The sequence below is a fragment of the Blautia sp. LMAG:89 genome (assembly GCF_008679485.1).
Classification (GTDB): Bacteria; Bacillota; Clostridia; order Lachnospirales; family Lachnospiraceae; genus Blautia_A; species Blautia_A fusiformis.
Window position 1 is genome coordinate 5,001 of record NZ_NANC01000001.1, and the last position, 26,649, is coordinate 31,649.

Annotated in this window: 25 protein-coding genes, 1 rRNA gene and 5 pseudogenes (1 of these 31 cut by a window edge); 30 read left to right on the forward strand and 1 reads right to left on the reverse strand. The window is 44.7% G+C overall.

From position 1 onward, the window contains the following. The 11 genes from CCC70_RS00020 to ptsP all read left to right on the forward strand — a co-directional run. A 23S ribosomal RNA gene (locus CCC70_RS00020) occupies positions 1–1,936 on the forward strand (it extends 951 nt beyond the left edge of the window). A 397-nt stretch (positions 1,937–2,333) separates the two neighbouring features. Then, positions 2,334–3,161 carry an HAD family hydrolase gene (locus CCC70_RS00025; protein WP_278604029.1) on the forward strand — a complete coding sequence of 276 codons (828 nt, stop codon included), beginning with the start codon at positions 2,334–2,336 and terminating at the stop codon, positions 3,159–3,161. A gap of 41 nt (positions 3,162–3,202) precedes the next feature. After that, positions 3,203–4,513, forward strand: coding sequence for an amidohydrolase (locus CCC70_RS00030; RefSeq protein WP_287084023.1), 1,311 nt, complete (start codon positions 3,203–3,205; stop codon positions 4,511–4,513). A gap of 143 nt (positions 4,514–4,656) precedes the next feature. After that, positions 4,657–5,919, forward strand: coding sequence for an ABC transporter ATP-binding protein (locus tag CCC70_RS00035; protein WP_287084024.1), 1,263 nt, complete (start codon positions 4,657–4,659; stop codon positions 5,917–5,919). Further along, entirely contained in the window at positions 5,912–6,766 is an 855-nt protein-coding gene (locus tag CCC70_RS00040; protein WP_015525679.1) for an ABC transporter permease, read from the forward strand. The genes CCC70_RS00035 and CCC70_RS00040 overlap by 8 nt, the downstream gene beginning before the upstream one ends. After that, complete coding sequence (locus CCC70_RS00045; RefSeq protein ID WP_022426292.1) at positions 6,763–7,557, forward strand: ABC transporter permease; 795 nt, start codon at positions 6,763–6,765, stop codon at positions 7,555–7,557. Before CCC70_RS00040 ends, CCC70_RS00045 begins: the two co-directional genes overlap by 4 nt. Further along, the gene (gene potA, locus CCC70_RS00050) at positions 7,547–8,593 is read left to right on the forward strand and encodes a spermidine/putrescine ABC transporter ATP-binding protein (protein WP_015525681.1); all 1,047 of its coding nucleotides are present in this window, start codon (positions 7,547–7,549) and stop codon (positions 8,591–8,593) included. Before CCC70_RS00045 ends, potA begins: the two co-directional genes overlap by 11 nt. Next, on the forward strand, positions 8,593–9,411 hold the full coding sequence (locus CCC70_RS00055; RefSeq protein WP_015525682.1) for an ABC transporter permease: 819 nt from the start codon (positions 8,593–8,595) through the stop codon (positions 9,409–9,411). Before potA ends, CCC70_RS00055 begins: the two co-directional genes overlap by 1 nt. Before the next feature lie 12 nt (positions 9,412–9,423). Next, the gene (locus tag CCC70_RS00060) at positions 9,424–11,277 is read left to right on the forward strand and encodes an extracellular solute-binding protein (RefSeq protein ID WP_110102095.1); all 1,854 of its coding nucleotides are present in this window, start codon (positions 9,424–9,426) and stop codon (positions 11,275–11,277) included. Between the two features lie 35 nt (positions 11,278–11,312). Continuing rightward, entirely contained in the window at positions 11,313–12,353 is a 1,041-nt protein-coding gene (locus CCC70_RS00065; protein ID WP_015525684.1) for a polyamine ABC transporter substrate-binding protein, read from the forward strand. Between the two features lie 29 nt (positions 12,354–12,382). Continuing rightward, positions 12,383–14,035: a phosphoenolpyruvate--protein phosphotransferase gene (gene ptsP / locus CCC70_RS00070; protein WP_287084025.1), complete on the forward strand. Its 1,653-nt coding sequence runs from the start codon at positions 12,383–12,385 to the stop codon at positions 14,033–14,035. 155 nt (positions 14,036–14,190) lie between these two features. Here the strand turns inward: ptsP and CCC70_RS00075 are convergent, their stop codons facing one another. After that, positions 14,191–14,982, reverse strand: coding sequence for a homocysteine S-methyltransferase family protein (locus CCC70_RS00075; protein ID WP_330577103.1), 792 nt, complete (start codon positions 14,980–14,982; stop codon positions 14,191–14,193). 386 nt (positions 14,983–15,368) lie between these two features. Between CCC70_RS00075 and CCC70_RS00080 the strand changes: the two genes are divergently transcribed. The 19 genes and pseudogenes from CCC70_RS00080 to CCC70_RS00150 all read left to right on the forward strand — a co-directional run. Beyond that, complete coding sequence (locus tag CCC70_RS00080) at positions 15,369–16,094, forward strand: polysaccharide biosynthesis tyrosine autokinase (protein ID WP_015525686.1); 726 nt, start codon at positions 15,369–15,371, stop codon at positions 16,092–16,094. 36 nt (positions 16,095–16,130) lie between these two features. Beyond that, a complete protein-coding gene (locus tag CCC70_RS00085; RefSeq protein ID WP_015525687.1) occupies positions 16,131–16,847 on the forward strand; it encodes a CpsB/CapC family capsule biosynthesis tyrosine phosphatase in 717 nt (238 codons plus the stop codon). A gap of 12 nt (positions 16,848–16,859) precedes the next feature. Beyond that, positions 16,860–17,234, forward strand: coding sequence for a YveK family protein (locus CCC70_RS00090; protein WP_287084026.1), 375 nt, complete (start codon positions 16,860–16,862; stop codon positions 17,232–17,234). A gap of 92 nt (positions 17,235–17,326) precedes the next feature. Next, a complete protein-coding gene (locus CCC70_RS00095; RefSeq protein WP_287084027.1) occupies positions 17,327–17,593 on the forward strand; it encodes a hypothetical protein in 267 nt (88 codons plus the stop codon). 51 nt (positions 17,594–17,644) lie between these two features. Continuing rightward, positions 17,645–18,001: a hypothetical protein gene (locus CCC70_RS00100; RefSeq protein WP_287084028.1), complete on the forward strand. Its 357-nt coding sequence runs from the start codon at positions 17,645–17,647 to the stop codon at positions 17,999–18,001. Beyond that, positions 17,956–18,261 carry a hypothetical protein gene (locus tag CCC70_RS00105; protein ID WP_287084029.1) on the forward strand — a complete coding sequence of 102 codons (306 nt, stop codon included), beginning with the start codon at positions 17,956–17,958 and terminating at the stop codon, positions 18,259–18,261. Before CCC70_RS00100 ends, CCC70_RS00105 begins: the two co-directional genes overlap by 46 nt. Next, positions 18,249–18,437 (forward strand): immunoglobulin-like domain-containing protein, encoded by a 189-nt coding sequence (locus CCC70_RS00110; RefSeq protein WP_287084030.1) that lies wholly within the window; start codon positions 18,249–18,251, stop codon positions 18,435–18,437. Before CCC70_RS00105 ends, CCC70_RS00110 begins: the two co-directional genes overlap by 13 nt. 95 nt (positions 18,438–18,532) lie before the next feature. Next, positions 18,533–19,940 (forward strand): annotated as a pseudogene (locus CCC70_RS16635) (sugar transferase); the annotation flags it as partial. A gap of 371 nt (positions 19,941–20,311) precedes the next feature. Continuing rightward, on the forward strand, positions 20,312–20,584 hold the full coding sequence (locus CCC70_RS00120; RefSeq protein ID WP_287084031.1) for a hypothetical protein: 273 nt from the start codon (positions 20,312–20,314) through the stop codon (positions 20,582–20,584). 472 nt (positions 20,585–21,056) lie between these two features. Then, positions 21,057–21,542: pseudogene (locus CCC70_RS16640) on the forward strand (polysaccharide biosynthesis protein); the annotation flags it as partial. Then, complete coding sequence (locus tag CCC70_RS16450) at positions 21,493–21,687, forward strand: hypothetical protein (protein WP_334296278.1); 195 nt, start codon at positions 21,493–21,495, stop codon at positions 21,685–21,687. The pseudogene CCC70_RS16640 and the gene CCC70_RS16450, both read left to right, overlap by 50 nt. Continuing rightward, positions 21,675–21,752, forward strand: a pseudogene (locus tag CCC70_RS16645) (polysaccharide biosynthesis protein); the annotation flags it as partial. The gene CCC70_RS16450 and the pseudogene CCC70_RS16645, both read left to right, overlap by 13 nt. A gap of 53 nt (positions 21,753–21,805) precedes the next feature. Further along, positions 21,806–22,014, forward strand: a pseudogene (locus CCC70_RS16650) (polysaccharide biosynthesis protein). Further along, positions 22,014–22,199, forward strand: a complete 186-nt coding sequence (locus tag CCC70_RS16655) for a hypothetical protein (protein WP_330577107.1) — start codon at positions 22,014–22,016, stop codon at positions 22,197–22,199. Before CCC70_RS16650 ends, CCC70_RS16655 begins: the two are co-directional and overlap by 1 nt. Positions 22,200–22,319: 120 nt before the next feature. After that, positions 22,320–23,520 (forward strand): annotated as a pseudogene (locus CCC70_RS16460) (DegT/DnrJ/EryC1/StrS family aminotransferase). A 25-nt stretch (positions 23,521–23,545) separates the two neighbouring features. After that, a complete protein-coding gene (locus CCC70_RS00135) occupies positions 23,546–24,223 on the forward strand; it encodes a sugar transferase (protein ID WP_287084032.1) in 678 nt (225 codons plus the stop codon). Between the two features lie 24 nt (positions 24,224–24,247). Beyond that, positions 24,248–24,568 (forward strand): glycosyltransferase family 2 protein, encoded by a 321-nt coding sequence (locus CCC70_RS00140; protein WP_287084033.1) that lies wholly within the window; start codon positions 24,248–24,250, stop codon positions 24,566–24,568. Between the two features lie 425 nt (positions 24,569–24,993). Continuing rightward, positions 24,994–25,767 carry a glycosyltransferase family 2 protein gene (locus CCC70_RS00145; protein WP_287084035.1) on the forward strand — a complete coding sequence of 258 codons (774 nt, stop codon included), beginning with the start codon at positions 24,994–24,996 and terminating at the stop codon, positions 25,765–25,767. Positions 25,768–25,864: 97 nt separating this feature from the next. Further along, positions 25,865–26,649 (forward strand): polysaccharide pyruvyl transferase family protein (locus CCC70_RS00150; RefSeq protein ID WP_287084034.1); only part of this gene is annotated, 785 nt, incomplete at its 3' end.

Below are 26,649 nucleotides of genomic sequence, written 5' to 3' on the forward strand. Positions count from 1 at the left end.
TGCCGTGTAGATATCACCGGGAGTCAGACTGCACGAGATAAGTTGGGCGGTCAAAAGGGAAAGAGCCCAGACCTACAGTTAAGGTCCCAAAGTGCGCGTTAAGTGGAAAAGGATGTGGGATTTCGAAGACAACCAGGATGTTGGCTCAGAAGCAGCCATACATTCAAAGAGTGCGTAATAGCTCACTGGTCGAGAGGTCCTGCGCCGAAAATGTCCGGGGCTGAAACGCGCCACCGAAACTAAGGAATCTGAAAAGATTGGTAGAGGAGCATTGCATGCGGGAAGAAGCAGTACCGGAAGGAGCTGTGGACTGCATGGAAGAGAGAATGCCGGAATGAGTAGCGAGATAGAGGTGGGAATCCTCTAGGCCGAATATCCAAGGTTTCCAGGGTAAAGCTGATCTGCCCTGGGTGAGTCGGGACCTAAGGTGAGGGCGAGAGCCGTAGCCGATGGACAACAGGTTGATATTCCTGTACTGCAGTATGACAGAACTGTGGGGACACGTAAGGAGAGCGGGAGCCGGGAATGGAAAGCCCGGTACAAGCGAGGTACCAGTATGGTAGGAAAATCCGCCATGCAATGGGAAGACGTGATGTGGAGCGAAGATTAGTAGCGAAGCCCGTGAGCCATGCGTCAAGAAAAGCCGCTATCGTTCATATTGTACCCGTACCGTAAACCGACACAGGTGGATGAGGAGAGAATCCTAAGGCCGGCGGAAGAAGTATTGCCAAGGAACTCGGCAAAATGGCCCCGTAACTTAGGGAGAAGGGGTGCCTGCGAGAGCAGGCCGCAGAGAATAGGCTCAAGCAACTGTTTAGCAAAAACACAGGTCTATGCGAAACCGAAAGGTGAGGTATATGGGCTGACGCCTGCCCGGTGCTGGAAGGTTAAGAGGAGAGGTTAGACGTAAGTCGAAGCTTTGAATTTAAGCCCCAGTAAACGGCGGCCGTAACTATAACGGTCCTAAGGTAGCGAAATTCCTTGTCGGGTAAGTTCCGACCCGCACGAAAGGCGTAATGATTTGAGCGCTGTCTCGGCAATACATCCGGTGAAATTGAAGTGCCAGTGAAGATGCTGGCTACCCGCGCCAGGACGGAAAGACCCCATGGAGCTTTACTCCAGTTTGGCACTGGGGTCCGGTGTTGCATGTACAGGATAGGTGGGAGGCTGAGAGATAGTGACGTCAGTTGCTATGGAGCCGCTGTTGGGATACCACCCTTGTGATATTGGGCTTCTAACCAGCCGCCGTGATCCGGCGGTGGGACAATGCCAGGCGGGGAGTTTGACTGGGGCGGTCGCCTCCGAAAGGGTATCGGAGGCGCCCAAAGGTTCCCTCAGAATGGACGGAAACCATTCGAAGAGTGCAAAGGCAGAAGGGAGCTTGACTGCGACACCGACGGGTGGAGCAGGTACGAAAGTAGGGCTTAGTGATCCGGTGGTATTAAGTGGGAATGCCATCGCTCAACGGATAAAAGCTACCCTGGGGATAACAGGCTTATCACTCCCAAGAGTTCACATCGACGGAGTGGTTTGGCACCTCGATGTCGGCTCATCGCATCCTGGGGCTGTAGTAGGTCCCAAGGGTTGGGCTGTTCGCCCATTAAAGCGGTACGCGAGCTGGGTTCAGAACGTCGTGAGACAGTTCGGTCCCTATCCGGCGTGGGCGTAGGATATCTGAGAGGAGCTGTCCTTAGTACGAGAGGACCGGGATGGACGGACCGCTGGTGGACCGGTTGGCTTGCCAAAGCCATGGCCGGGTAGCCAAGTCCGGAAGGGATAAACGCTGAAGGCATCTAAGCGTGAAGCCCCCCTCAAGATGAGATATCCCATTCTTATGAAGTAAACCCCCTTGAAGACGACGAGGTAGATAGGGCAGAGGTGGAAGTGTGGTAACACATGGAGCTGACTGTTACTAATCGGGTGAGGGCTTGACCAACAAGCCGAGGAAGCGGGCAGGATGTAACAGAAATGGGGCGGAACAAGCTTGCTTGTGGAGAACCATTTATGGTACAGACTGAACATTTGCGAAGCAAATGACATCGAACGACGGAGTCGTGAGATGACCCCCGCTGGAGTAGCCTAAAGAACAGGCGATGCAGCTTTAGCTGCGAGCCCGTGAAAAAAGGCGAATCGGTACGCAGGTTAAAATTGATTCAACAAAACGATTAACCATCAACAGAACATGTATGTAGTTTTGAATATACAATCGTAAAAAAGTGGCTTAAATGGCCACTTTTTTTGTGCTATAATAAAGAAATACTTTATCATCAATTTTCCTGTCAACTGAAAAAAGTTTCCCTATTCAGTTCATAGCAAAACGAAAGGATTTATTTATGAAAATACTATACGTATCAGATCTCGACGGAACTCTTTTGAGAAAAAATGAAACTCTATCTTCATATACAATAAAAACAATCAATGCTTTAACTTCTTCAGGCATGTCATTTTCCTATGCAACAGCTCGTTCCTTAAATACGGCAAAAAAAGTAACAGAAGGCCTTAACACACACTTTCCTCTTATTATATACAATGGGGCATTTGTGAAAGATAATATAACAGAGGAAATTCTCATTGCCAATTATTTTGCAGAGGATATATATGAGGTATTGAGGGATCTTTTTGCGCATGAAATATATCCGATCATATATTCATATCAGAATAATATTGAAAAGTTTTCTTATATAACAGCAAAGGCAACAAGTGGAATGCAGGCATTTTTAAACAGCCGGAAGGGCGACAAACGTACGAATATTGTAACTACAGAATCTGAACTGATGTATGGAGATCTTTTTTATATTACCTGCATTGATAAGCCGGAGAAGCTTGAACCATTTTATCATAAATATAAAAATAAATATCATGTTGTTTATCAGAAGGACATCTACACAGGAGAGCAGTGGCTGGAGATCATGCCGCAAAAAGCATCCAAAGCGCAGGCTGCTTTGCAGCTAAAACAAAAACTGGAATGTGACAGATTAGTTGTTTTTGGTGACGGAAAAAATGATATTGATATGTTTGAAATAGCGGATGAAGCCTATGCAGTGGAAAATGCAGTGAGTGAACTGAAAGCTGTGGCAACCGGGATCATCGGTTCCAATGAAAACGACGGAGTAGCGAAATATCTCCAGAAAATATCTATTTCCAAATCAACTGTTTTATGATATCATATAGCTTAACCTGCGGAAAATGGAGGTTATAAGACATGAATCATATTGAAGAAAAGATCATTCAGACTATAGATGAACACAGAGATGAGATCATAGCCTTTGCGAAGGATATCCAGAGCCATCCGGAACCAGGGTTTTATGAGGAGAGAACAGCCGCACACGTAGCGGCTTTTTTGCGTGGCCTGGGACTTCGTGTGCATGGAGGACTTGCACGCACAGGGGTTCGCGCTGAGTGGATGGAACAGGACGGACCGAACATTACGATTATCGGAGAACTTGACGCCATCGGATGTAAGTCGCATCCGATGGCTGATCCCGCCAACGGGACAGCACATGCATGCGGACACCACGCACAGATTGCAGCCATGATCGGCGCAGCATTGGCACTGACCAATGAGGAGGTTCAAGCCTCTCTGTCTGGGTCCGTATCTTTTTTTGCCGTTCCGGCGGAAGAATACATTGATGCAGATAAACGTGCACGGCTTCGGAAAGAGGGAATCGGCTTTCCTGCATCCGGAAAAAGCGAGCTGATCCGGCTTGGAGAATTTGATCATTCAGACATTATTTTGACCACACATGTGCACATGATGCCGGTAGAAGAAGATTTTTACCTGGGAAATGCGGCATGCAACGGATTTTCCGCAGAACGAGTGACAGTAAGAGGAAAAGCCGCTCATGCAGCCATTGATCCATGGGATGGTGTCAATGCATTAAGTATTACTTCCAGTGCCATCCAGATGATGGGACTGATGCGGGAAACGTTCCGGGAGGAAGACCATGTGCGTCTTCACAACGTGATTCGAAAAGCCGGAGATGTGATCAATGCAGTTCCGGACGAAGCGGTGATCGAAACAAAAGTCCGTGCAGCGTCTCTGGATGCGATCCGGGCAACACAGGAAAAAATGGACCGTGCCTATGACGGAGCTGCCTATGCATTCGGTGGTACGATCGAAAGAGAACCGCTTCAGGGATATATGCCGATCCTGCACAGAGGTGCGGATAAAGTGATGGAAGAATCCGTAAAGCTTCTGGATGCTTCATACCGATGTTCAAAGCCGGTAGATTTTAACAACGCCTGTACCGACGTAGGAGACCTGACCCATCTGTTTCCAGTGCTGAATTTTACATTCGGAGGATTTGCGGGAAAACTTCACGGAGCAGATTTTAAGATCATGGATGAAGAACTGGCATATATCAAACCAGCCAAGCTTCTGGCACTGACTACGTATCGTCTTCTTTGTGATCAGGCAAAAGAAGCAAAAAAAATCTGTCGGGAATTTAAACCTGTATTTAATAAAGAAACTTATTGTCAGTATATACGAGATAATTTTCATGAAAATGAGTAGTTAACCGAATCAGAGAAGTCCTATGAGGGTACAATAAGCAATCTTGGATCAGGAGAATCCCCTGCGAGAGTACAATAAGCAATCTGATATCAGGAAAGTCCCATGCAGGGTGCGGATATCATAGCAAACAGAAGGAGAACTAAATGTCCGAAATTTCATTAGAACTGAAAAACATAAAAAAGAGCTTCCAGGAAGGTGAGGACGTCCTGGAAAGCATCTGTCTTACAGCAAAAAAAGGAGAATTTGTCACTCTGCTGGGGTCTTCCGGCTGTGGAAAAACCACCACACTGCGGATCATTGCAGGCCTGGAACAGCCAGATTCCGGCCAGGTTTTTCTGGATGGAAAGGATGTGACATCCCTGGAACCGAATCAGCGCAATGTGAACACAGTGTTCCAGAATTATGCACTTTTTCCCCATATGAATGTAGCAGATAACATTGGATATGGGCTGAAATTGAAAAAAACATCGAAAGCGGAGATCAGCAGAAGAGTCAAAGAAATGCTGGAGCTTGTTCAGCTTCCGGGCTTTGAGAGGCGTAAGCCGTCAGAGCTTTCCGGCGGTCAGCGCCAGCGTGTGGCCATAGCCAGAGCACTTGTGAACAATCCGGAGGTACTTCTTCTGGACGAACCCCTTGGTGCGCTGGATCTGCAGCTGAGGCGTGCCATGCAGCACGAGCTGAAGCGCCTGCAGAAGAAGCTGGGGATCACCTTTATCTATATCACCCACGATCAGGAAGAAGCCATCAACATGTCTGATACGATCGCTGTGATGAACCACGGACGCTTTGAGCAGATTGGGACGCCGGATGAGATCTATAATCATCCGAAGACCAGCTATGTGGCAACCTTTGTTGGAAATGCCAATATCCTGACCGGTATTGTGGAAAGCATTGCGGAAGAGGAGATTGACGGTACTTCCGCTCAGATCACCGTAAGAACTGATGCCGGAAAAGTAAAAGTATCAATGGACACCGCAGCTACATCTGACAGAGGATATTTCCCACAAAAAGGAGAAAAGGTTACCATCGCAGTAAGAAGCGAAAATATCCGGTTTGAAGAAAATAAAAAAAATGCACAACAAAGCACGCCAAATTGCACATCAGAAAACACACAAAAGAGTGTACAGGAGCCCGCAGAAAAAAACGCAGATGACAGCTGCGATGGCTTAACCGCCGAAGTCATTGAAAAAACCTTCGCCGGCGGCCAGCTCCGTGTTGTTTTGAAAACTTCGGAAGGTCAGGAAATCGTGGCAAGCCGTTACGGCATTGATACAAATGTCAGTGTAGGAGAAAAGGTGCGCTGCTGTTTTCTTCCTACAGATGCAGTGCTGGTAGATCGGGAAGAAAGATCAGAAGAAGTATTGCCGGATCAGTCAGGTCCCTGTGCAGGAGGTACCCATGCGTAAGCACAGAGCAGGCTCCGTATGGATGATCCTGCCGCTGTATCTTTTTACACTAATCTTCGTCGCACTGCCTCTTCTGTATGTAGTTGCACTGAGCTTTTCCACAGCAGACGGCGGCTACGGCGTGAACTGGAAATTTACTCTGGATAATTACAAGCAGATCCTGGAGCCTGTATACCTGCAGACCTTTACGGGATCCTTCCGCCTTGCGCTCACCAGCACTTTGATCATCTGTCTGGTGGGCTACCCCTTCGGATACTTTATGGCAAAGCTTTCCGAGGGCAAAAAGAAGCTGGCCATGCTTTTCCTGATGCTGCCTTTCTGGGTGAATTCCCTGATCCGTCTTTATGGCTGGATCATCATTCTCCAGAAAAAGGGCCTTCTGAATTATCTGCTGATGAAGCTTGGCATCATCCAGGAGCCCTTAAAAATCCTGTACAGCTATCCTGCGATCGTGATCGGTATGATCTATGTATTGCTGCCGTTTATGGCACTGTCCGTATATTCCAGTGCGGAAAAGCTGGACTGGTCCCTTGTGGAAGCTGCCAGAGACCTTGGAGCCAGCAGATGGAAGGCCTTCTGGAGCGTCACCTTTAAGCTGACTTTGCCGGGACTTCTTTCCGGAGTGATACTTACCTTTATTCCGTCTATGGGTCTGTTTTTTATTGCGGATATCCTGGGCGGAAACAAGATCGTACTTGTGGGAAGTCTGATCCAGGAGCAGATGACAAGAGGCAATAACTGGCCCTTTGCCGCAGCACTGGCTGTGGTACTGATGATACTGACAACTCTGATGATCGTATTATATCGGAAGCTTACCAATGTGAAGGAACTGGAGGGAATCGGATGAAAAAGAACTCAAAGCTTTCAGGACTGTACCTGGGAATCCTGTTTTTCCTTATGTATCTGCCCATTGGTGTGGTAGTGGTATTTTCGTTTAATGAAGCAAGACTTCCGGTGCGCTTTACCGGATTTTCCCTGAAATGGTATCAGGAACTGTTTCAGGACAGGGATCTGATCCAGGCATTGAAAAACAGTTTGATCCTGGCGGTGTCCAGCTGTGGGGTATCTGCAGTGATCGGAACACTGGGGGCTGTAGGACTTTCCAGGATCCACTGGAAAACAAAAGGGGTGATGGAGTATATTTCCATCCTGCCTCTGATGATCCCGGAAATCATTCTGGGAATGGTACTGATGGCATTTTTCTATATGCTGAACCTGCCATTTGGAATGCTGACACTTCTGATCGGACACACGGTTTTCTGTGTGCCCTATATTTTGATGGAGGTAAAAGCAAGGCTTGTGGGAATGGATCCGTCCCTAGAAGAGGCAGCCAGAGATCTTGGTGCCGGTTCCTTTCGGGCCTTCTGGGACATTACCCTGCCGCTGATCATGCCGGCTGTTATATCCGGCTCTCTGCTGGCCTTTGCCATGTCCATGGACGATGTGGTGATCAGCATTTTTGTAACCGGGCCACGTGTATCCACGCTGCCGATAAAAGTTTACACACAGATGAAAACAGGCGTTACGCCGGAGATCAATGCACTTTGTACCATAATGCTGGGAGTGATCCTTCTGGTACTGGCAGTATATCTGATCGCAGGAAAACGCGGGAAGGGGAATATAAAAGATGAGCAATAAACTGATCGAGTTAAAAAATCTCACAAAAAACTTTGATGACCAGCAGGTGCTCCGGGGCATTAATCTGGACATTCACGAAAACGAATTCCTTACGCTTCTGGGACCCAGCGGCTGTGGAAAGACAACAACCTTAAGGATCATTGCCGGCTTTGAGGAGCCAAGCGGCGGAGAGGTACTGTTTAACGGAATTGAGATCTCCAAGCTGCCTCCATATAAAAGAGAGATCAACACGGTATTCCAGAAATATGCATTGTTTCCGCATCTCAATGTTATGGACAATATCGGTTTTGGCCTGAACCTGAAAAAGGTAGATAAATCTGTTATTGAGCAGAAGGTAAAAAGAATGCTAAAAATGGTAGGGCTGGAAGGCTTCGAAAAAAGAGATGTTACACTTCTTTCCGGTGGACAGCAGCAGCGAGTTGCCATTGCCAGAGCTCTTGTCAATGAGCCGAAGGTTCTTCTGCTGGATGAGCCACTCGGCGCACTGGATGCCAAGATCCGTAAGCAGATGCAGATCGAGCTGAAAAAGATCCAGAGAGAGGTAGGGATCACCTTTATCTATGTTACCCATGACCAGGAGGAGGCACTTTCCATGTCTGATACGGTAGTAGTCATGAACAACGGTGAGATCCAGCAGATCGGCAGCCCGACAGATATCTATAATGAGCCGGAGAACCGTTTTGTTGCCGGCTTTATCGGAGAGTCCAATATTATAGAAGGAACGATGATCAGGGATTTCCTTGTGGAGTTTGATGGCTTCCGTTTTGAATGTGTAGACAAGGGATTTGAGGACAACGAAGCCATTGAGGTTGTTCTTCGCCCGGAGGATCTGGATATTGTGGAACCGGATCAGGCAAAGATCAGAGGAACGGTACGGAACATTACGTTCAAGGGCGTGCATTATGAGATCCTGGTTGAGACGGAGCTTCGCACATACATGGTGCACACTACCGATTATGCAGAAGTGGGACGTGAAGTGGGACTGAAGTTTGGTCCTGAGGATATCCATGTTATGTGCAGAATGGGAGGATACTAATGAAACAGTTCAAGCATCTGATCAAGCCGTATATCATCTGGGCTTCGATCCTGATCGTGGTACCATTGATCCTGATCGTGCTTTATGCATTTACCTCAGATGGAAATGAAGTTCTGACCCTGCATTTTACATGGGCGAATTTTGCAAAATTTCTGGAAGCTACATATTTAAGTGTTATCCTGAAATCCTTCCGCCTGGGTATCCTGACCACACTGATCTGCCTGGTCTGCGGATATCCGCTGGCATACATTATCTCCAAATATTCCGAAAAGGTGCAGAGCTTTCTGATCCTTATGGTCACCATTCCCATGTGGATCAACATGCTTCTCCGTACCTATGCATGGATGAACATTCTTTCTGACAATGGTCTGGTGAACAACCTTCTGAAAATGCTGGGAATCTCACCGATCACCATGATGTATACAGATTTTTCCGTTATCGTGGGCCTTGTTTGTAACTTTATGCCCTTTATGATCATTCCGATCCATACATCCTTAAGTAAAATGGACAAGTCACTGATCGAAGCGGCCAACGACCTTGGTGCCAATCCCTTTCAGACCTTCTGGAGGATCACCTGGAAGCTTTCCATGCCAGGTGTGGTCAATGGTATCATGATGGTATTCCTTCTGTCCATATCAACCTTCGTTATTCCGAAGCTTCTCGGCGGCGGCCAGTACATGCTGATCGGTAATCTCATCGAGTCACAGTTTATTTCTGTAGGTGACTGGAACTTCGGAAGTGCCATCTCTCTGATCCTGGCAGTGATCATCCTGATCTTTATGAGCCTGATGAAGAAGATGGATACTCAGGACGATTAAAGGAGGCAGGAGATGAAAAGAAAAAATACCATATTTTCAAAATTATATGTAGTGCTGTGTCTGGCATTTTTTTACCTGCCGATCCTTGTGACCATGATCTTTTCCTTTAACTCATCCAAGTCCTTGACCAGATTTACAGGATTTTCCCTGCGCTGGTACGGAGAGCTGATAAACAATATGGAGATCAGTAAGGCAGTTTATGTTTCGGTCACAGTGGCAATTCTGGCAACTGTTATTTCCACAGTGCTGGGAACCATCACAGCCATCGGACTTTCAAAATCCAGAAAGGTGCTGAAGGAGATGGTCCTTACCATCAATAACTTTCCAATTTTGAATCCGGAGATCGTAACCGCGATTGGTCTGATGCTACTGTTTTCTTCGCTGGGAATGACGAAAGGCTATCTGACCATGCTGCTGGCACATATCGCATTCTGTACGCCCTATGTGATCACCAGTGTATATCCGAAGGTACGAAGCCTGGATCCGAACCTTGCCAATGCAGCCATGGATCTTGGTGCAACGCCATATCAGGCACTTACCAAGGTTATCGTGCCCATGATCAAAGAAGGGATTTTTGCGGGAGCGCTCCTGGCCTTTACCATGTCCTTTGACGATTTCGTAATTTCCTACTTTGTTTCCGGAAACGGAGTAAAAAATATATCCATTGTTGTATATAATATGACAAAGCGCATCAATCCCACCATCAACGCCCTTTCTACTATTGTGATCGTGGTCATTGTGCTGGTGCTTCTTTTTGCAAATCTGATCATGCCGAAGCTTCAGGCCTCCACCGTGAAAAAAATGGATCCGAAAAAAAGAAGGATCGTTGCGGTTGTCACAGCTGCTGCGGTTGTTCTGGTATTGGGAAAGTGGACGATTGTAAGCCAGGGAAACCACGTGCTTCGTGTATATAATGCCGGAGAATATATGGACCTGAGTCTTCTGGACAAATTTGAGAAGCAGTATAACTGTACCGTTGTATATGAAACCTTCGAGTCCAATGAGATGATGTACACCAAGCTGGCCAGTGGCGAAACCTACGATGTTCTGGTTCCGTCAGATTATATGATCGAAAGACTGATCAAGGAGGAATATCTTCAGGCACTTGACTGGAAGAAGATCCCTAACAGCAAAAATCTTCTTCCCGAGGTTCAGAATAAGGACTATGATCCGGGAAATCGTTATTCCTGTCCGTATTTCTGGGGAACTGTAGGAATCCTTTATAATAAGAATGTAGTCTCTCAGGAGGATCTTGACAAAGAGGGCTGGAATATTCTCTGCGATGAAAAATATAAGGGAGATCTTTATATGTATGATTCCGAAAGGGATTCCTTTATGATCGCCCTGAAAGCGCTGGGGTATTCCATGAACACAAAAAATCTTGATGAGATCCAGCAGGCTTATGAGTGGCTGATCCGGCAGAGAGATACCATGGATCCAATCTATGCAGGTGATGATGTGATCGACAACATGATCTCAGGAAACAAGGCAATGGCGGTTGTTTATTCCGGAGATGCTTCCTATATTATCAGCGAAAATCCGGAGCTTGGCTATTATACCCCACAGCAGGGAACCAATACCTGGTATGATGCCATGGTCATCACCAAGGACTGTAATGAAGTAGATCTGGCTCATGAGTTCATCAATTTTATGCTGGATGATGAAAATGCTCTTTCCAATACCGAAGAAGTAGGATATACTTCTACTGTAAAGAGTGCATTCGAGGAGATGAAGAACGGAACTTATGAGGGAATTTCTTCCTATATTCCGCAGATCGACAATCCAAAGAATGAGATCTTCGGATACCAGAAGCCAAAGATCAAGCAGAAATTCGCAGAGCTTTGGACAAAGGTAAAAGCAAAATAACAAGACGTCAGAGAGAGAGACATGAAGGAGGTTCTATGAAATCAAAAAAAGCAGCAGCGATCATGTTATGTGCGGTACTTGGAACATCTATGATAACAGGTGTCAGTGTCAGTGCAAAGGATAAGGATGAACTGGTACTTTATACATGGGACGGAATGTTTCCGCAGGAAGTGCTGGATGATTTTGAAAAAGAAACAGGGACCAAGGTGGTATATTCCAACTTTGATACCGATGAGACCATGCTTGAAAAGCTTTCTCAGGCAAAGGGCGGCGATTACGATGTGGTAATTGCAGATGATTACATTATCGACAGCGCGGTAAAAGAAGGACTTGTCCAGAAGATCGACAAGGATACCGTTTCCAATTTTAAGAACATCAACCCCCTTTATCAGGGACAGTTTTATGATCCGGATGACGAATATACAGTACCTTACGGAGCAGGAATCCCACTGATCGTTTATGATCCGGAGCAGGTAGATATCGACATTAAAGGATACAAGGATCTCTGGGATAAGTCTCTGGAGGACAGCATTGCCATCGTAGGTAATTACCGCGTGATCTGTGGCATCACACAGCTTTCCATGGGAGAGAGCATGAACGAAGAAGATGTAGCCGTGATCGACAAGACCGGTGAGAAGCTGAAAGAGCTGGCACCGAACATTCGTATGATCCAGGATGACAATACACAGAATGCACTTCTCAACGGAGAGGCAAGTGTGGCATTTCTTTATACATCACAGGTAACACAGGCGCTGAAGGATAATCCGGATCTTAAGGTGGTTTATCCGGAGGAAGGTCTTGGATTTGGTATTATGGGAATGTTTGTGCCAAGTGAAGCACCGAATGCGAAGGCTGCCAATGAATTTATCAATTATATCCTGGAGCCGGAAGTATCTGCACAGTGCATCAACTATATCGGATACTACAATACAAACAAGGCAGCAGATGATCTGGTAGACGAGAGCCTGGTTGTTCCGGACAGCGTGACAAAGGGTGAGATCGTACAGAATGTAAGCCAGGAAGCAGAGCAGGAATACAATAAGATCTGGACAGAGTTTAAAGCTGCCTGCGATTAAGCAGACGGACCAGTAAGGGGGTTTTTCAGGTGGAGATATACAAAGGCACATCCGCTTTTTCCGGAATAGCCATTGGAAAAATACTGTATTACCACAGAGGCGAATATCAGATCCGTCAGTCCATGGTAGACAATGTAAAAAAGGAGCTGGATCGTCTGGATAATGCAAGAACAGCGGTAAAGAACCAGATCCAGCATATGTATAAAAACGGAGCACCCCTCCCCAAAGAGCAGGAGCTGACCTTGAAACGTCAGCTGAAGCTCTTAAGTGGCGGCAGTTTTCAGCGGGCCGTGGAAAGCATGATCACGACAGAAAAGGTCAGTGCAGCTTACGCAGTCCAGACAACCAGGGATGAGCTTGCCAATGTGTTCCGCAAGCTGGAGGACGAGGCTGTCAAAGAACAGATCGAAAATATCAGGGAAATCTCCGAGCTGCTGATCGGCGCCATGGGTGGCTCCCATGCACGGATCAATCTGGGAGATGAGCCAGTGATCCTTGCAGCAGAGCAGCTTTCCCCCAATGAACTTCTGGAGATGAACAAAGCCAGTCTTCTGGCGGTAGTCATGCATCAGGGGTCTGTTATTTCCCATGTATCGATAATGGCAAAATCCATGGAAGTCCCCACCCTGGTCGAGGTGGAGATACAGAAAGAATGGGATGGCCATATGGCTATTGTAGATGGGTATACAGGAACACTGTATATCGATCCGGAGCCGGAGCTTCTTAAGGAATATGAGATCCGTCATGCAGCAGATAAGGAAGAGCGGGAAGAACTTTTGAGACTTCGGAACCAGAAGGATATCACAGCCGATGGCAAGGAGATCAAGCTTCTGGCAAACATCGGAAATCTGGATGATCTGAATACGGTTCTTTATTACGGAGCAGCAGGTATCGGCCTTCTTCGAAGTGAATTCCAGTATCTCGGAAGAGAGAATTATCCAAGAGAGAATGAGCTGTTCCGTGCCTATAAAAAAGTAGCCGAGGATATGGATGAACGTCCGGCAGTGATCCGTACCGTGGACCTGGGGGCAGACCGTCAGGCAGAGTATATGGCAATTCCTGATGAGGTCAATCCTATGATGGGAAACCGCGGCATCCGCCTCTGCCTGGATCGCAAAAAAATGTTTAAAGCGCAGCTTCGGGCTATTTACCGTGCAAGTGCCTATGGAAATATCAACCTGATGTATCCGATGATCACGTCCGAGGAAGAGCTGGATGAGATCGAGAAGCTGATCCGTGAGGTAAAAAAGGGCCTGGATGAGAAAAACATTCCTTACAAAAACATCCGTACCGGAATTATGATCGAAACACCGGCAGCGGTCATGATCAGTGAAGAACTTGGAAAACGTGTGGATTTTCTGAGCCTAGGAACCAATGACCTGACCCAGTATACCCTGGCTATGGACCGGCAGAATCTTCTTTTGAAGGATAAATACAACGATCATCATCCGGCGCTTGTAAAGATGATCCGCATGGTAACAGAGGCAGGACATAAGTCAGGATGTGAAGTTTACATATGCGGAGAGCTGGCAGCAGATTCCAATCTTACAGAAGCTTTTATCCAGATGGGAGTGGATGGCCTTTCCGTTGTTCCCGCCTGTGTACTTCCTGTGCGAAAAGCGATCCGCAGCTCCTATGCGGATGAGGCAAACCGGCCGGCGGAAGCAGTAAAAGAGAAATAATATCCGAAAAAACAAAAATCCTGAGAATTTCTATGTTGATATCTGTTGATATCTTACATAGGATCCTCAGGATTTTTTTGACGGAATCTTCCACTCACGGCTTATTGCTGTTCTCAATTGAAGCAGTGCGTGGAACATATCTGTTCCGGTTAAAGTTATCGAAGTCCAAGCACCTGGGCGGTTTCCGAAATAAACTCCGGTGTGGTACCACAGCATCCGCCGATCACGGAAGCACCGTTGTCCACAAGCACCTTCATATAACCTGCAAAATCCGCAGGGGTCATGCTGTAAACTGCATTTCCAAGATCATCGATCTGGGGCATTCCCGCATTGGGTTTGGCGATGACCGGAATGGAAACGTTCTCTTTGATATTGCGGATAACCGATACCAGCTGATCCGGGCCAACCGAGCAGTTGATGCCGACAGCGTCTGCACCTGCAGCTTCCAGGGACATGGCAGCCTCTATGGCATTTCCGCCGCTGAAGATACTTCCGTCTGCTTCTACAGTCACGGTACAGATGATAGGAAGCTCGCAGATACTCTGGCAGGCGTCTACAGCAGCCAGTGTCTCCTCGATATTGATCATGGTTTCCGCTACGATCAGGTCCACACCCGCATCACGGAGATAGCCGATCTGTTCCTGATAGACTTCGAAGGCTTTTTCGTAAGTCATGTCACCGGCCGGTGCCATCATCTTGCCTGTGGTGGTGATATCACCTGCTACGAAAACACCCTCCGGTGCGATCTCCTTTGAATAGCCGGCCAGGGTATGATTGATCTGTTCAATCTGATCCTCAAGTCCGTGCATAGTGAGGTTAATGCGGTTTCCTCCGAAGGTAGGCGCATAGATGATATGGCTTCCCGCCTCGATGTATGCCTTCTGCAGAGACTGGATTACATCCTTGTGCTCAAGCACCCAGCTCTCTGTGCAGACACCACGTGGCATGCCGGCCTTCATCAGGTTGGAGCGGTAGCACCATCCAGCAGCAGGACATGATTTTCGGTCAGTTTCTGAAATTCCTGTTTTGTCATATGTTTATATCCTCCTTATGGCAGCCAATCACGGTTGGCAAAAAATAGGGCTCCTCCTGTAACCGCTGCACTCATTGCCGTGGGTTTATTTTAACACAGGGAATAAAAATAATCTATCCTGTTTCTGGGGACGGGAAATAAAAAATAATAAAAATTAGGCAAATTGTACATATTTAACGACTTTTCTGTCGAATAAAGAACTTGCGTATTAGAAAATAGGATTGTATAATAACCTATAGACATGCCCAAAGGGCAAGACTGTCATCAGATAGAACATAAAGGTAAAGGTGAAAAGGAATTATGATTAAAGTTAAACTGAGCAACTGGAAGTCTGATCACCAGATGGATGAGGCTTATAAAGCTCTGCGAACAAATATCCAGTTCTGCGGAGCAGATAAAAAAGTGATCGCACTTACCAGCTGTACTCCTAATGAGGGAAAGAGCAGTGTGGCATTTAATCTTGCTGCCTCTCTTGCTGAGAGCGGCAAATCAGTGCTTCTGATCGATGCCGATCTGCGTAAATCCGTTTTGATGGGACGTGTGACAGTAGACCAGGAGGTAATGGGACTTGCTCATTATCTTTCCAAGCAGGCCAAGCTTTCTGACGTGATCTGTGCCACTACACTTCCGAAGTTCCATATTATCTTCTCCGGTATCGTACCTCCGAACCCGGCAGAGCTTCTCGGAAACAGACTCTTCAAGGATATGATCCGCGTGGTAAGAGATGTTTATGATTACGTTATTGTAGATACACCGCCGCTTGGACTGATCATCGACAGTGCTATCATAGCAGATTCCTGCGACGGATCTGTAATCGTCGTTGAATCCGGTACCATCAGCTACCGTTTTGTACAGGAAGTAAGAGATCAGCTTGCCAAGAGCAACTGCCCGATCCTGGGAACCATCCTGAACAAGGTGGACTACAGCAAGGCTGGCAATTACGGTCACTATGGCAAGTATGGTAAATACGGCAAGTACGGCAAGTATGGTTCCTACGGAGATTATGGTGAGAGCAGCAGTAAATAAAAAGACATTGACAACAGAAATGAGTGGGTTATTTTAATGAAGGGACTTTATGATATTCATTGTCATATCCTCCCCGGGGTGGATGACGGTGCAAGAAACATGGAAGAATCACTCTGGATGCTCAATAAGGAGTATCAGGAGGGCGTACGTCATGTGATCCTGACACCACATTTCCGGTATGATATGTTTGAGCCGCATATGAACATTGTGACAAGACAGTTCATGCAGCTGCGCAGAGCAGCCATGAATATTGGTGATGAAGGCATGAGGCTTTATCTGGGCTGTGAACTCCATTCCAGTATGGATATGGTGGAATGCCTTAAGAAGGGGCGGCGGCTTACCCTTGCAGGTTCCAGATATGTGCTTGTGGAATTCAGCAACGGAGATGAGAAAAATTATATTGAAGAACGGGTCAGAAGTCTTCTGATGAATGGTTTTATCCCGATCATCGCTCATGTGGAACGTTATAAGGCCACCCGGAACGATATCGGATTCCTGACAGAGCTGAAGGATATGGGAGCACATATCCAGGTCAACGCAGATACCATCAGCGGTCAGGACGGATTCGGGGCAAAAACCTTCGCACGGAAAGTCATGAAGCATGGGCTTCTGGATTTTGTCGGTTCCGACGGACACCGTAAGACGGAGCGTATCCCGGAGATCGGCAAATGTGTCGCCAAAATGGAAAAAACAATGGGGAGCGAATATGTAAAGAAGATCTTTATCAAAAATCCCCGGAAAATCACAGGGTAATGGAGAAAAGAAATGGAAAATCAGACTGTTAACAACAACGACGAAGTAGAGATCGATCTTGGTGAGGTATTTCACCTGTTACTGAGCAAGCTGGGTGTTATCATTTTATCCGGTATTGTTTTCTGCCTGGCAGCTGTTATGGGAACCATGCTTCTGATCACACCGAAGTATGAATCCACAACCAAGATCGTGGTACTGTCCAAGCAGGACAGCAGCACACTGACCAATCAGGATATCCAGACAAGTACATCACTGACCAAGGACTATGCGGAGCTGATCAAGAGCCGTACAGTTACTGAGGGTGTGATCGCACAGCTGAACCTGGATATGACACATGAGAAGCTCCTTAAGAAGCTTTCCGTAGATACACAACCGATACACGAGTAGTATCCATCACAGTTACAGATACCGATCCTTATACAGCGGCAGAGATCGCAAACGCAGTAAGAGATATTGCTTCCAAGCATATCCAGCAGGTTATGGATATCAAGGCAGTAAATGTGGTAGAGACAGCAAACATTCCGGATGAGCCGTCAAGCCCAAGCGTACCGAAAAACGGTGTGATCGGCGGACTTCTGGGTATCCTTCTGGCAGCAGCCGTTGTGATCATCGTATATCTGACGAACGATACCGTAAAGACACCGGAAGACGTAGAAAAATATCTTGGATTAAGTGTACTTGGTACGATTCCGTACTCTTCCAAAATGGGCAAGAAATCCAAAAAGAAAAAGAAACGTCACGCATAAAAATAACAACAACGGATCAAAGTGTTGGGAAAGGCCGGGAGCAGCAAAAATATGAAGAAATTTTTTGTGTTTTTATTAGTGGTCATCTGCCTTGGTATGGGAGCCGGTGTAGTATACATGAAGAGCTCTGAGGATAATGAAGGACCGAAGATCACATTTGAAGAGGGAAAAGATACAAATTATACATCCGATATGACAGAAGAAGATCTTCTGAAGGGTGTAAAGGCACAGGATGACAGGGACGGAGATGTTACAGATTCTCTTACCGTAGAAACCATATATCCGAAGAACGACGGAAAACAGGTTTCCGTTATCTTTGTTGCAAAAGACAAAAACAACAATGTAACAAAAAAGAATTTACCATGGAGGCTCAGGACGGCAGCGCCGAAAATCCGCAGCTGGGACTGATCGATAATGATGGACTCCCAGAGGACGGAGATTCCGCAGACACCACAGAGCCGGCAGAAGAGACAGATATGCAGGATGGGACAGAGGCAGACAGCACAGATGCTGAAAGCGGAGATTCCACAGAAGGAGAACTGACCCCGGAGGAACAGGCGCAGAAGACACAGGAAGACAAGATCGAGCAGCTCTCTCCGCAGGATCCAAAGATGTATCTGACTACCTATTACGTAGAGGTACCAGTAGAACTACGTTGGATAAATTAAGCTATGTAAAGGATATCCAGGATGATACAGAATCAACCAGTGATCTTTTCAAAAAAATCCAGATCACCGGTGATGTAAATACAGCCGCACCGGGAACTTACGAGCTTACATATTATGTAGTCGACAACAGTGGAAACAGCTCCAACGGAGCAGTACTGACTGTTGTTGTAAAATAGTGCATGATACCCCTCCTTGGTCTTCAAATACCGGGGGGGGGGTAAAATAAACACAGTATAACATACTGTAAGCGAGGGAAGGCGTATAAAAGGATATGTATCAAAAAGAAAACAGTAGCTGGGTAAAACATGCGGATTTTGCGATCTGCGATATGCTGTGTCTGCAGCTTGCGTTTGTACTTGCATACTGGATCCGAAACGGGATCGATCAGCCATACGAGACAGAGCTGTACCGAAATGTGGCAGTGGTGATGTTTCTTATCCAGCTGATGGTCACATTTTTTAATGAGAGCTTCAGCGGAGTTCTGCGAAGAGGAATGCTGGTGGAACTGAAGAAAACCTTTGAACAGTGTACACTGGTCTGCCTTCTGGTTCTGGCATATATGTTTCTTTTAAGAATTGGAAACAATTATTCCAGAATGATCCTGCTGATCACCTATGTGCTTTATACCTGCTTCAGCTATTGCGGCAGACAGGCACTGAAGAAATTCCTGAAGGATCGCAGATACGAAGAAAGCGAGAAACGATCTCTGCTGATCGTTACAGTCAGTGAAGATGCAGACAATGTGGTGGAAACCATCCGCAAGAATAATTACGGAACCTATCATCTGGCAGGAATTGTTTTTATGGATTGTGACAGGAAGGGAGCATCCGTCTGTGGAGTTCCGGTAGTAGCCGGGAAGGAGGATATGGTCTCCTATATCCATAAGAACTGGATCGACGAAGTATTTTTTGCAGTACCTAAGCAAATCCCAATCCCGGAGCAGATGATCAAGGATTGTTCTGCAATGGGAGTTGTCATCCATATGAGACTGGCAACCATGAAATCCCTTGGCAAGAACCAGGTGGTGGAGGAACTTGGCGGATACACCGTGCTTTCCAGCAGTATCCACATTGTAACGCCGCGCCAGATGTTTGTTAAGAGAGCCATGGATATAGCAGGCGGTCTGGTAGGCTGTCTTTTTACAGGAATCGCAGCGATCTTTCTGGTTCCGGCCATCAAGATCAATCTCCGGGTCCTGCATTTTTTTCACAGGTCCGCATGGGAAAGAACGGTCGTCCGTTCAAGATCTATAAATTCCGCTCCATGTATATGGATGCAGAAGAACGCAAAAAAGAACTGATGAAACAGAATAATGTAAAAGACGGAATGATGTTCAAATGGATGATGATCCACGAATCATCAAAGGAGTAGGACATTTTATCCGAAAGACATCCCTGGATGAATTTCCGCAGTTCTGGAATATTCTGAAAGGAGATATGAGCCTTGTAGGAACCAGACCGCCGACAATGGATGAGTGGGAGAAGTACGAGCTTCACCATCGCAAACGTCTGGCCATCAAGCCGGGACTTACCGGTATGTGGCAGGTAAGCGGCCGAAGTGATATTACGGATTTCGAGGAAGTCGTAGAGCTTGATACGAAGTACATTGCCGAATGGTGTCTGAAGCTGGACATTGAGATCCTGGTTAAGACAGTTATGGTCGTTTTCCGTGGAAGCGGGCGCGAAATGATCAATACATATTTGAGATTCGAATATAATGACCCGGACTGCGGAGGTGCAGTCCGGGGATAAAAATAAATTAGATAAGTTATAAATATAAAAGAGGAAGTTAAAAATGCAGATTTTATTGATCATGCTGATCGTAGTACTTCTCGCGTTCTTTGGTCCTGCTTCTGGCACTGGCAAAACAAAGTCCCAGAGAAAAGCAGACAGAAGACAAAGAGCAGGAAGAATACATCAGGGATTATGCAGAAACAGTAAGACAGACCGGAGAAGTATGAAGAAGTTAGAACATTTGGAAAGTAATTGCGATATATCTGATCATCTATGACATAATAGCTGTTAATTTTTCTTATTTTATGGCACTGCTGGTGAGATTCGATTTTCGGTATTCCTTGATCCCCACAGATTATTTTGCTGCATGGAGGAGTTTTGCACCGATCTATACCATTATCATTCTGGCAGTGTTCGGATGCATGCATCTGTATAACAGTGTATGGCGTTTCGCAAGCTTCCATGAGCTGATCAAGATCACGGTAGCAACTGTGATCACAGGCGTTCTGCATATTGCGGGTATCACGATCTTCTGGGAACGGATGCCGGCCTCCTATTATCTGATCGGTATCATGCTGCAGTTTTCCTGACTGTAGGCGTACGTTTCTCCTATCGTTTTGTACTTCTGAGCGGAACCGCAGAGAAAAGAGCGAGCGTGAGGAGCGGAGCAAAAACGTGATGATCATCGGTGCAGGAGAAGCGGGAAGAACCATTGTCCGGGAGCTTCAGAATGCAAAGGAAACCAATTCCAGAGTACGCTGCCTGATCGATGACAATCCGAATAAATGGGGAAGATACATGGAAGGAGTTTCCGGTGGTAGGCGGAAAGAGACCGATATTTTTCTCAATGTGGACAAGTATCATATCAATCAGATCCTTCTTGCAATCCCGACGGCAACACCGCATCAGAAGCGGGATATCCTGAACATCTGCAAGGAAACCGGATGCGAGCTGAAGCAGCTTCCTGGTGTATATCAGCTTGTAAACGGAGAAGTATCCCTGAGCAAGATGAAAAAAGTAGCAGTGGAGGATCTTCTCGGACGAGACACCATCAAAGTCAACATGTCAGAAATCTTTCAGTATCTGAAGGGCAAAAGGATCCTGGTAACAGGCGGCGGCGGTTCCATCGGAAGCGAGCTCTGCCGTCAGATCGCAGGTCATGAGCCGGAGCTTCTGGTGATCTTTGATATTTATGAAAATAATGCTTACGACATTGAGCAGGAGCTGAAGGCCAGTTATCCGAACCTGAACCTGAAGGTACTGATCGGCTCCGTCCGTGACAGTAAAAGGATCAACTGGGTATTTGAAACCTACAAGCCGGAGATCGTATATCATGCAGCCGCACATAAGCACGTACCGCTGATGGAGAACAGCCCCTGTGAGGCAATCAAGAACAATGTGGTAGGAACCTATAAGACTGCATATGCGGCAATGATGAACGGCTGTCAGCGATTTGTGCTGATCAGTACCGGACAAGGCCGTAAACCCGACCAACATCATGGGCGCCAGCAAACGACTCTGCGAAATGGTAGTCCAGAGCATGAACATGGTCAGCCACAACGGACACACCGACTGGCTGCCACGACTTGGCGGACACAGAAAGGATACCCTGGATGCACTTCACGACAACGAAGGCCAGGCATATGTAAGTGAGAACCTGCATCAAAAGCAGGAACCGGCACAGAATTCGTAGCTGTACGATTCGGAAACGTTCTCGGCAGCAACGGAAGCGTGATCCCGCTGTTCAAGCGCCAGATTTGAAAAAGGCGGTCCCTGTCACTGTCACACATCCGGACATCATCCGTTACTTTATGACCATCCCGGAGGCCGTAAGCCTTGTCTCCAGGCAGGAACCTACGCCAAAGGCGGCGAGATCTTCGTCCTGGACATGGGCGCCCCGGTAAAGATCGACACCCTTGCCCGAAACCTGATCAAGCTTTCCGGCTACACACCGGATGTAGACATCAAAGTTACCTACATGGTCTCCGCCGGGCGAAAAGCTCTACGAAGAAAAAACTGATGGCCGAGGAAGGCATGGAGAAAACTCCAAACGACCTCATCCACATCGGCAAACCCATCGAAATGGACGTACAGGAATTCTTCAAACAGCTGGAAGTCCTGGCAGCATACGGCTACGCCAACAGCGAAAAGATCCGAGACATTGTAGCCCGCGATCGTACCGACCTATCACTCTGCGGATTCTGACCTGAAGCTGCATAAGAAGGTGTATGAGGAGCTGATGAGTGAGGCGGCTGTGTCTGCGGAGAAGAACTGATAACTGATCAATAATTTACATATATACGAAAACGAAGGAGTGTTGAAAAAATGAAAATCCCATTTTCACCGCCAGATATTACAGAGGCAGAAATCGAACAGGTAGCAGAAGCTTTAAGATCCGGATGGATCACCACCGGACCGAAAACAAAAGAGCTGGAAAGAGAAGTAGCGGATTTATGCGGTACCAATAGAGCTGTATGCCTGAACTCTCAGACCGCATGTGCGGAAATGACACTTCGCCTTCTGGGAATTCACGAAGGCGATGAAGTGATCACCTGCGCTTATACCTATACCGCAAGTGCATCGGTGGTGTGTCATGTCGGGGCAAAGCTGGTTCTTATTGATACACAGGAAGATTCTCTGGAAATGGATTATAACAAGCTGGCAGAAGCTATTACAGAAAAACAAAAGTGATCATTCCGGTGGATCTTGGCGGAGTGCCATGCGACTATGACAGGATTTTCTCTATCGTAGAAGAGAAAAAGAAGCTTTTCCATCCAGACAATAAGCTTCAGGAAGCAATTGGAAGAGTCATTGTAATGGCAGATGCAGCACATGCATTTGGTGCAACCTGGCATGGAAAACCAGTGGGAAGCATTGCGGATTTTTCAAACTTCAGCTTCCATGCAGTGAAAAACTTTACAACAGCAGAAGGCGGCGCTGTGGCATGGAGAGATATCGAAGGAATTGATAGTGAAGAAATCTATCATCAGTATCAGCTGTTATCACTTCATGGTCAGTCAAAGGATGCCCTTGCCAAACGCCAGCTTGGAGCATGGAGTATGACATCATCGGACCTTGGTTTAAATGTAATATGACCGATGTAGTTGCCGGAATCGGACTGGCGCAGATGAAACGGTATAAAGCTTTGCTTGCAAGAAGAAAAGAAATCATCAGCAGATATGATGCAGCATTTAAACCACTTGGCATCGAAGTACTGGATCATTACAACGAAGAGCATCAGTCCTCCGGACACCTGTACATCACTAGAATTCCGGGAATCACTCTGGAGCAGAGACACGAGATCATCGTCAAAATGGCAGAAAAAGGCGTTGCCTGCAACGTACATTACAAACCACTGCCAATGATGACTGCTTATAAAAATATGGGATTTGACATTAAGGATTACCCGAATGCTTATAAGCGATTTGAAAATGAGATCACATTGCCGCTGCATACAAGACTCAAAGATGAAGAAGTGAAATATGTGATTGAACAGTATTGCAAAATTGTAGGGGAGCATTTATAAAAATAGATTGAGATGGGAGATTGTTATGTTACGAGAATGGGATAAACTGCCAAAGAGTATGCGGACAGAAGCTGTCCGTCCATATTATGAAAGACTGAAAAAGAAAAAAGTAAGCCTGGCATTAAAAAGAATTTTTGATGTGATTGCATCCTCTATTATGCTTGTAATACTTTCTCCCCTGCTGCTCATCATTTCAATTCTGATTGTGACAGATTCAAAAGGTGGAGTATTTTACCGTCAGGAGAGAGTTACCCAGTATGGAAAGAAATTCAAGATATTTAAATTCCGGACAATGGTAGCAAATGCGGATAAAATCGGAACGCAGGTAACGGTATCAAATGATAATAGAATCACAAAAATTGGTGCTATGATTCGGAAATATCGTATTGATGAGATACCACAGCTGCTTAATATTCTGGCCGGTGATATGTCACTGGTAGGTACCCGCCCGGAAAGTGTGCATTATGTAAAACATTATACTCCGGAAATGATGGCAACATTGCTTCTACCAGCAGGTGTGACATCAGAGACGAGCATCCTTTATAAAGATGAGGCAGAACTGTTGGATAAGGCAGATGATGTAGATAAAGTTTACATAGAAAAAATCCTTCCAGAGAAGATGAAATATAATCTGGAAAGTATTAAGAAATTCAGTTTTATCCGGGAAATAGAAACAATGATTAAAACTGTTATAGCGGTTTAGGTAGGAGAAATATGGAAAAGGTTAGTGTCAGTTATTACGCCAACATATAATTGTGCGAAATTTATAGGGGAAACAATTGAATCTGTTCAGGCACAAACTTATCAGCAATGGGAAATGATTATTGTTGATGATTGCTCGACAGACAATACAAAAGAAATTGTCGATAAATATATAAAAGAAGATAGTAGAATAAAATATTTTTGTTTGAAAAATAATTCTGGAGCTGCCGTTGCAAGAACTAAGGCAATGGAATTGGCAAATGGGGAATATATGGCTTTTTTGGATTCTGATGATATTTGGACAAGAAAAATTGAAAAAGCAATTAGCATTTATGAAAAAGCATGATGTTGCATTTTCTTGTACAGCGTATGAACAAATTGATGAAAATGGGAAATTATTAAATAAAATTATAAAGACAGTACCAAAGGCTGATTATAATCGAGTGTTTTAGATTGTCGGTAGGAAATTCTACGGTTATGTACAACGTAGAAAAGATGGGGAAATTTGAAGTACCTAATATTAGAAAACGAAACGATGATGCTTTGTGGCTTCGAATGTTAAAAAAAGAAAAGTACATTTATGGTATGAAATCGGTGCTTATGAAATATCGAATAAGACAATTCTATTTCAAGTAATAAATTCAAAGTGATTAAATATCATTGGATTTTATATAGAAATATAGAACATCTTAGTATAGTTAGAAGTATTTTTCATATTGCATATTGGTGTGTGATTAAATTGTTAAAAATTAAGTAAGGAAGTAAATATAAATATCAGTATTAGTTCCTACGTTAGGAAAAAGAGAAAAGGAAATTAGACGATTATTAGAAACATTGGAAAAACAGTCATATAAAGACTTTGAAATTATATTTGTAACGCAGGATAATCATGAAATTGTAAAAGATATAATTTGTAAATATGGTAATTTGGATATAAAGCAAATTGAAATGAGTGTAAAAGGACTATCACGAGCTAGAAATAGAGGATTAGAGCAGGCATCAGGCGAGATAGTAGTATTATCCGATGATGATTGTTGGTATCCTACAAATGCATTTGAAATTATTGTAAATGCGTTTGAAAAAAGACAAAGTGCGATAATTGTATTATCACAGATTTTTGATCCAGAAAAAAATATTTCATATAAAAATTATACTTCCAACGAAGAGTATGTAAGAAACAAATTACAGCTCATGTCAAAATCGTCTATTGAAGTTGCATTCAAGAAAGATTTAGTGATGAATAAAAAATTTGATGAACGTTTAGGTTTGGGAGGCGAATTTGTATGTGGAGAAGAAGTGGATTTCCTTTTAAGTAATTATGAAAAAAATGCAATTTTTTATATACCAGAGGTAACGGTTTATCATAAAAAGAAAGAAAATGGTAGTAGTAACAAACAAATTATTGCTAAAGGGGCAGTTTATGGAAAGAATTTTAATATATTTATTTGCTTATTAGTTTTACTTAGAGATTTGGTGCTAAAAAAAGAAAAGAATTTTAAATACTTTTTTGAGGGATATAATGAATATTTTAAAAGAACAAATTAAACTGTCAGTAGCTTATCCTGGATGGCGCTCGGCAAAAAAAATTAAGATTAAATAAAAATAAAAAGATTTTTTATTTGGAACGCCTATGCATGGCAACTTGGGAGATCATGCAATCGCAATTCAAGAACAATATTTTTTTGAAGATTTTTTTTCAGATTATGACTATTTTGAAATATTGATGCCTATGTATCATACACAAAAAGAAATAATAAAAAATACAGTAACGCCTGAAGATTTAGTTGTAATTTCGGGTGGTGGATGGATGGGAAATTTATGGATACATAATGAATGTGTTATACGTGAAATTGTGCAAAACTATCCAAATAATAAGATTATTATTCTTCCACAAACAGTATATTATACTTCAGATGAACTGGGAGAGAAGGAATACAGAATAACAAATGAAATATTAAAAAGACATAGTAATTTACATATATTTGTAAGAGAAAGAAAGTCTTACAATTTTATAAAACAAAAATTTGAATTTACAGGAAACTCAAATATATATTTAGTGCCAGATATGGTTTTGTATGGAAAAAATATAATAACAAGGGAAAAATGTACTGGATATGAGAAAGTGATAAATGTATGTATTCGAGAGGATTGCGAATCTGAGCAAGAAAATATTGATGATTTTTATGAAAAAATAAAACAAAATTATAATATTAGAAAAGTTAGTACTGTTATAAAATCGCCAGTTGTTTTAAGAAAGCGAATAAGTGAGTTGCAAAAGTCGTGGGAAACTTTTGAAAATGCGGAAGTTACTATAACAGATCGTTTACATGCAATGCTGTTTTCTGTATTAAATGGGACTCCATGCATTGTTTTAAATAATAAAACAGGTAAAGTTTTTGGAGTGGCAGATTGGCTTGACGATACAAA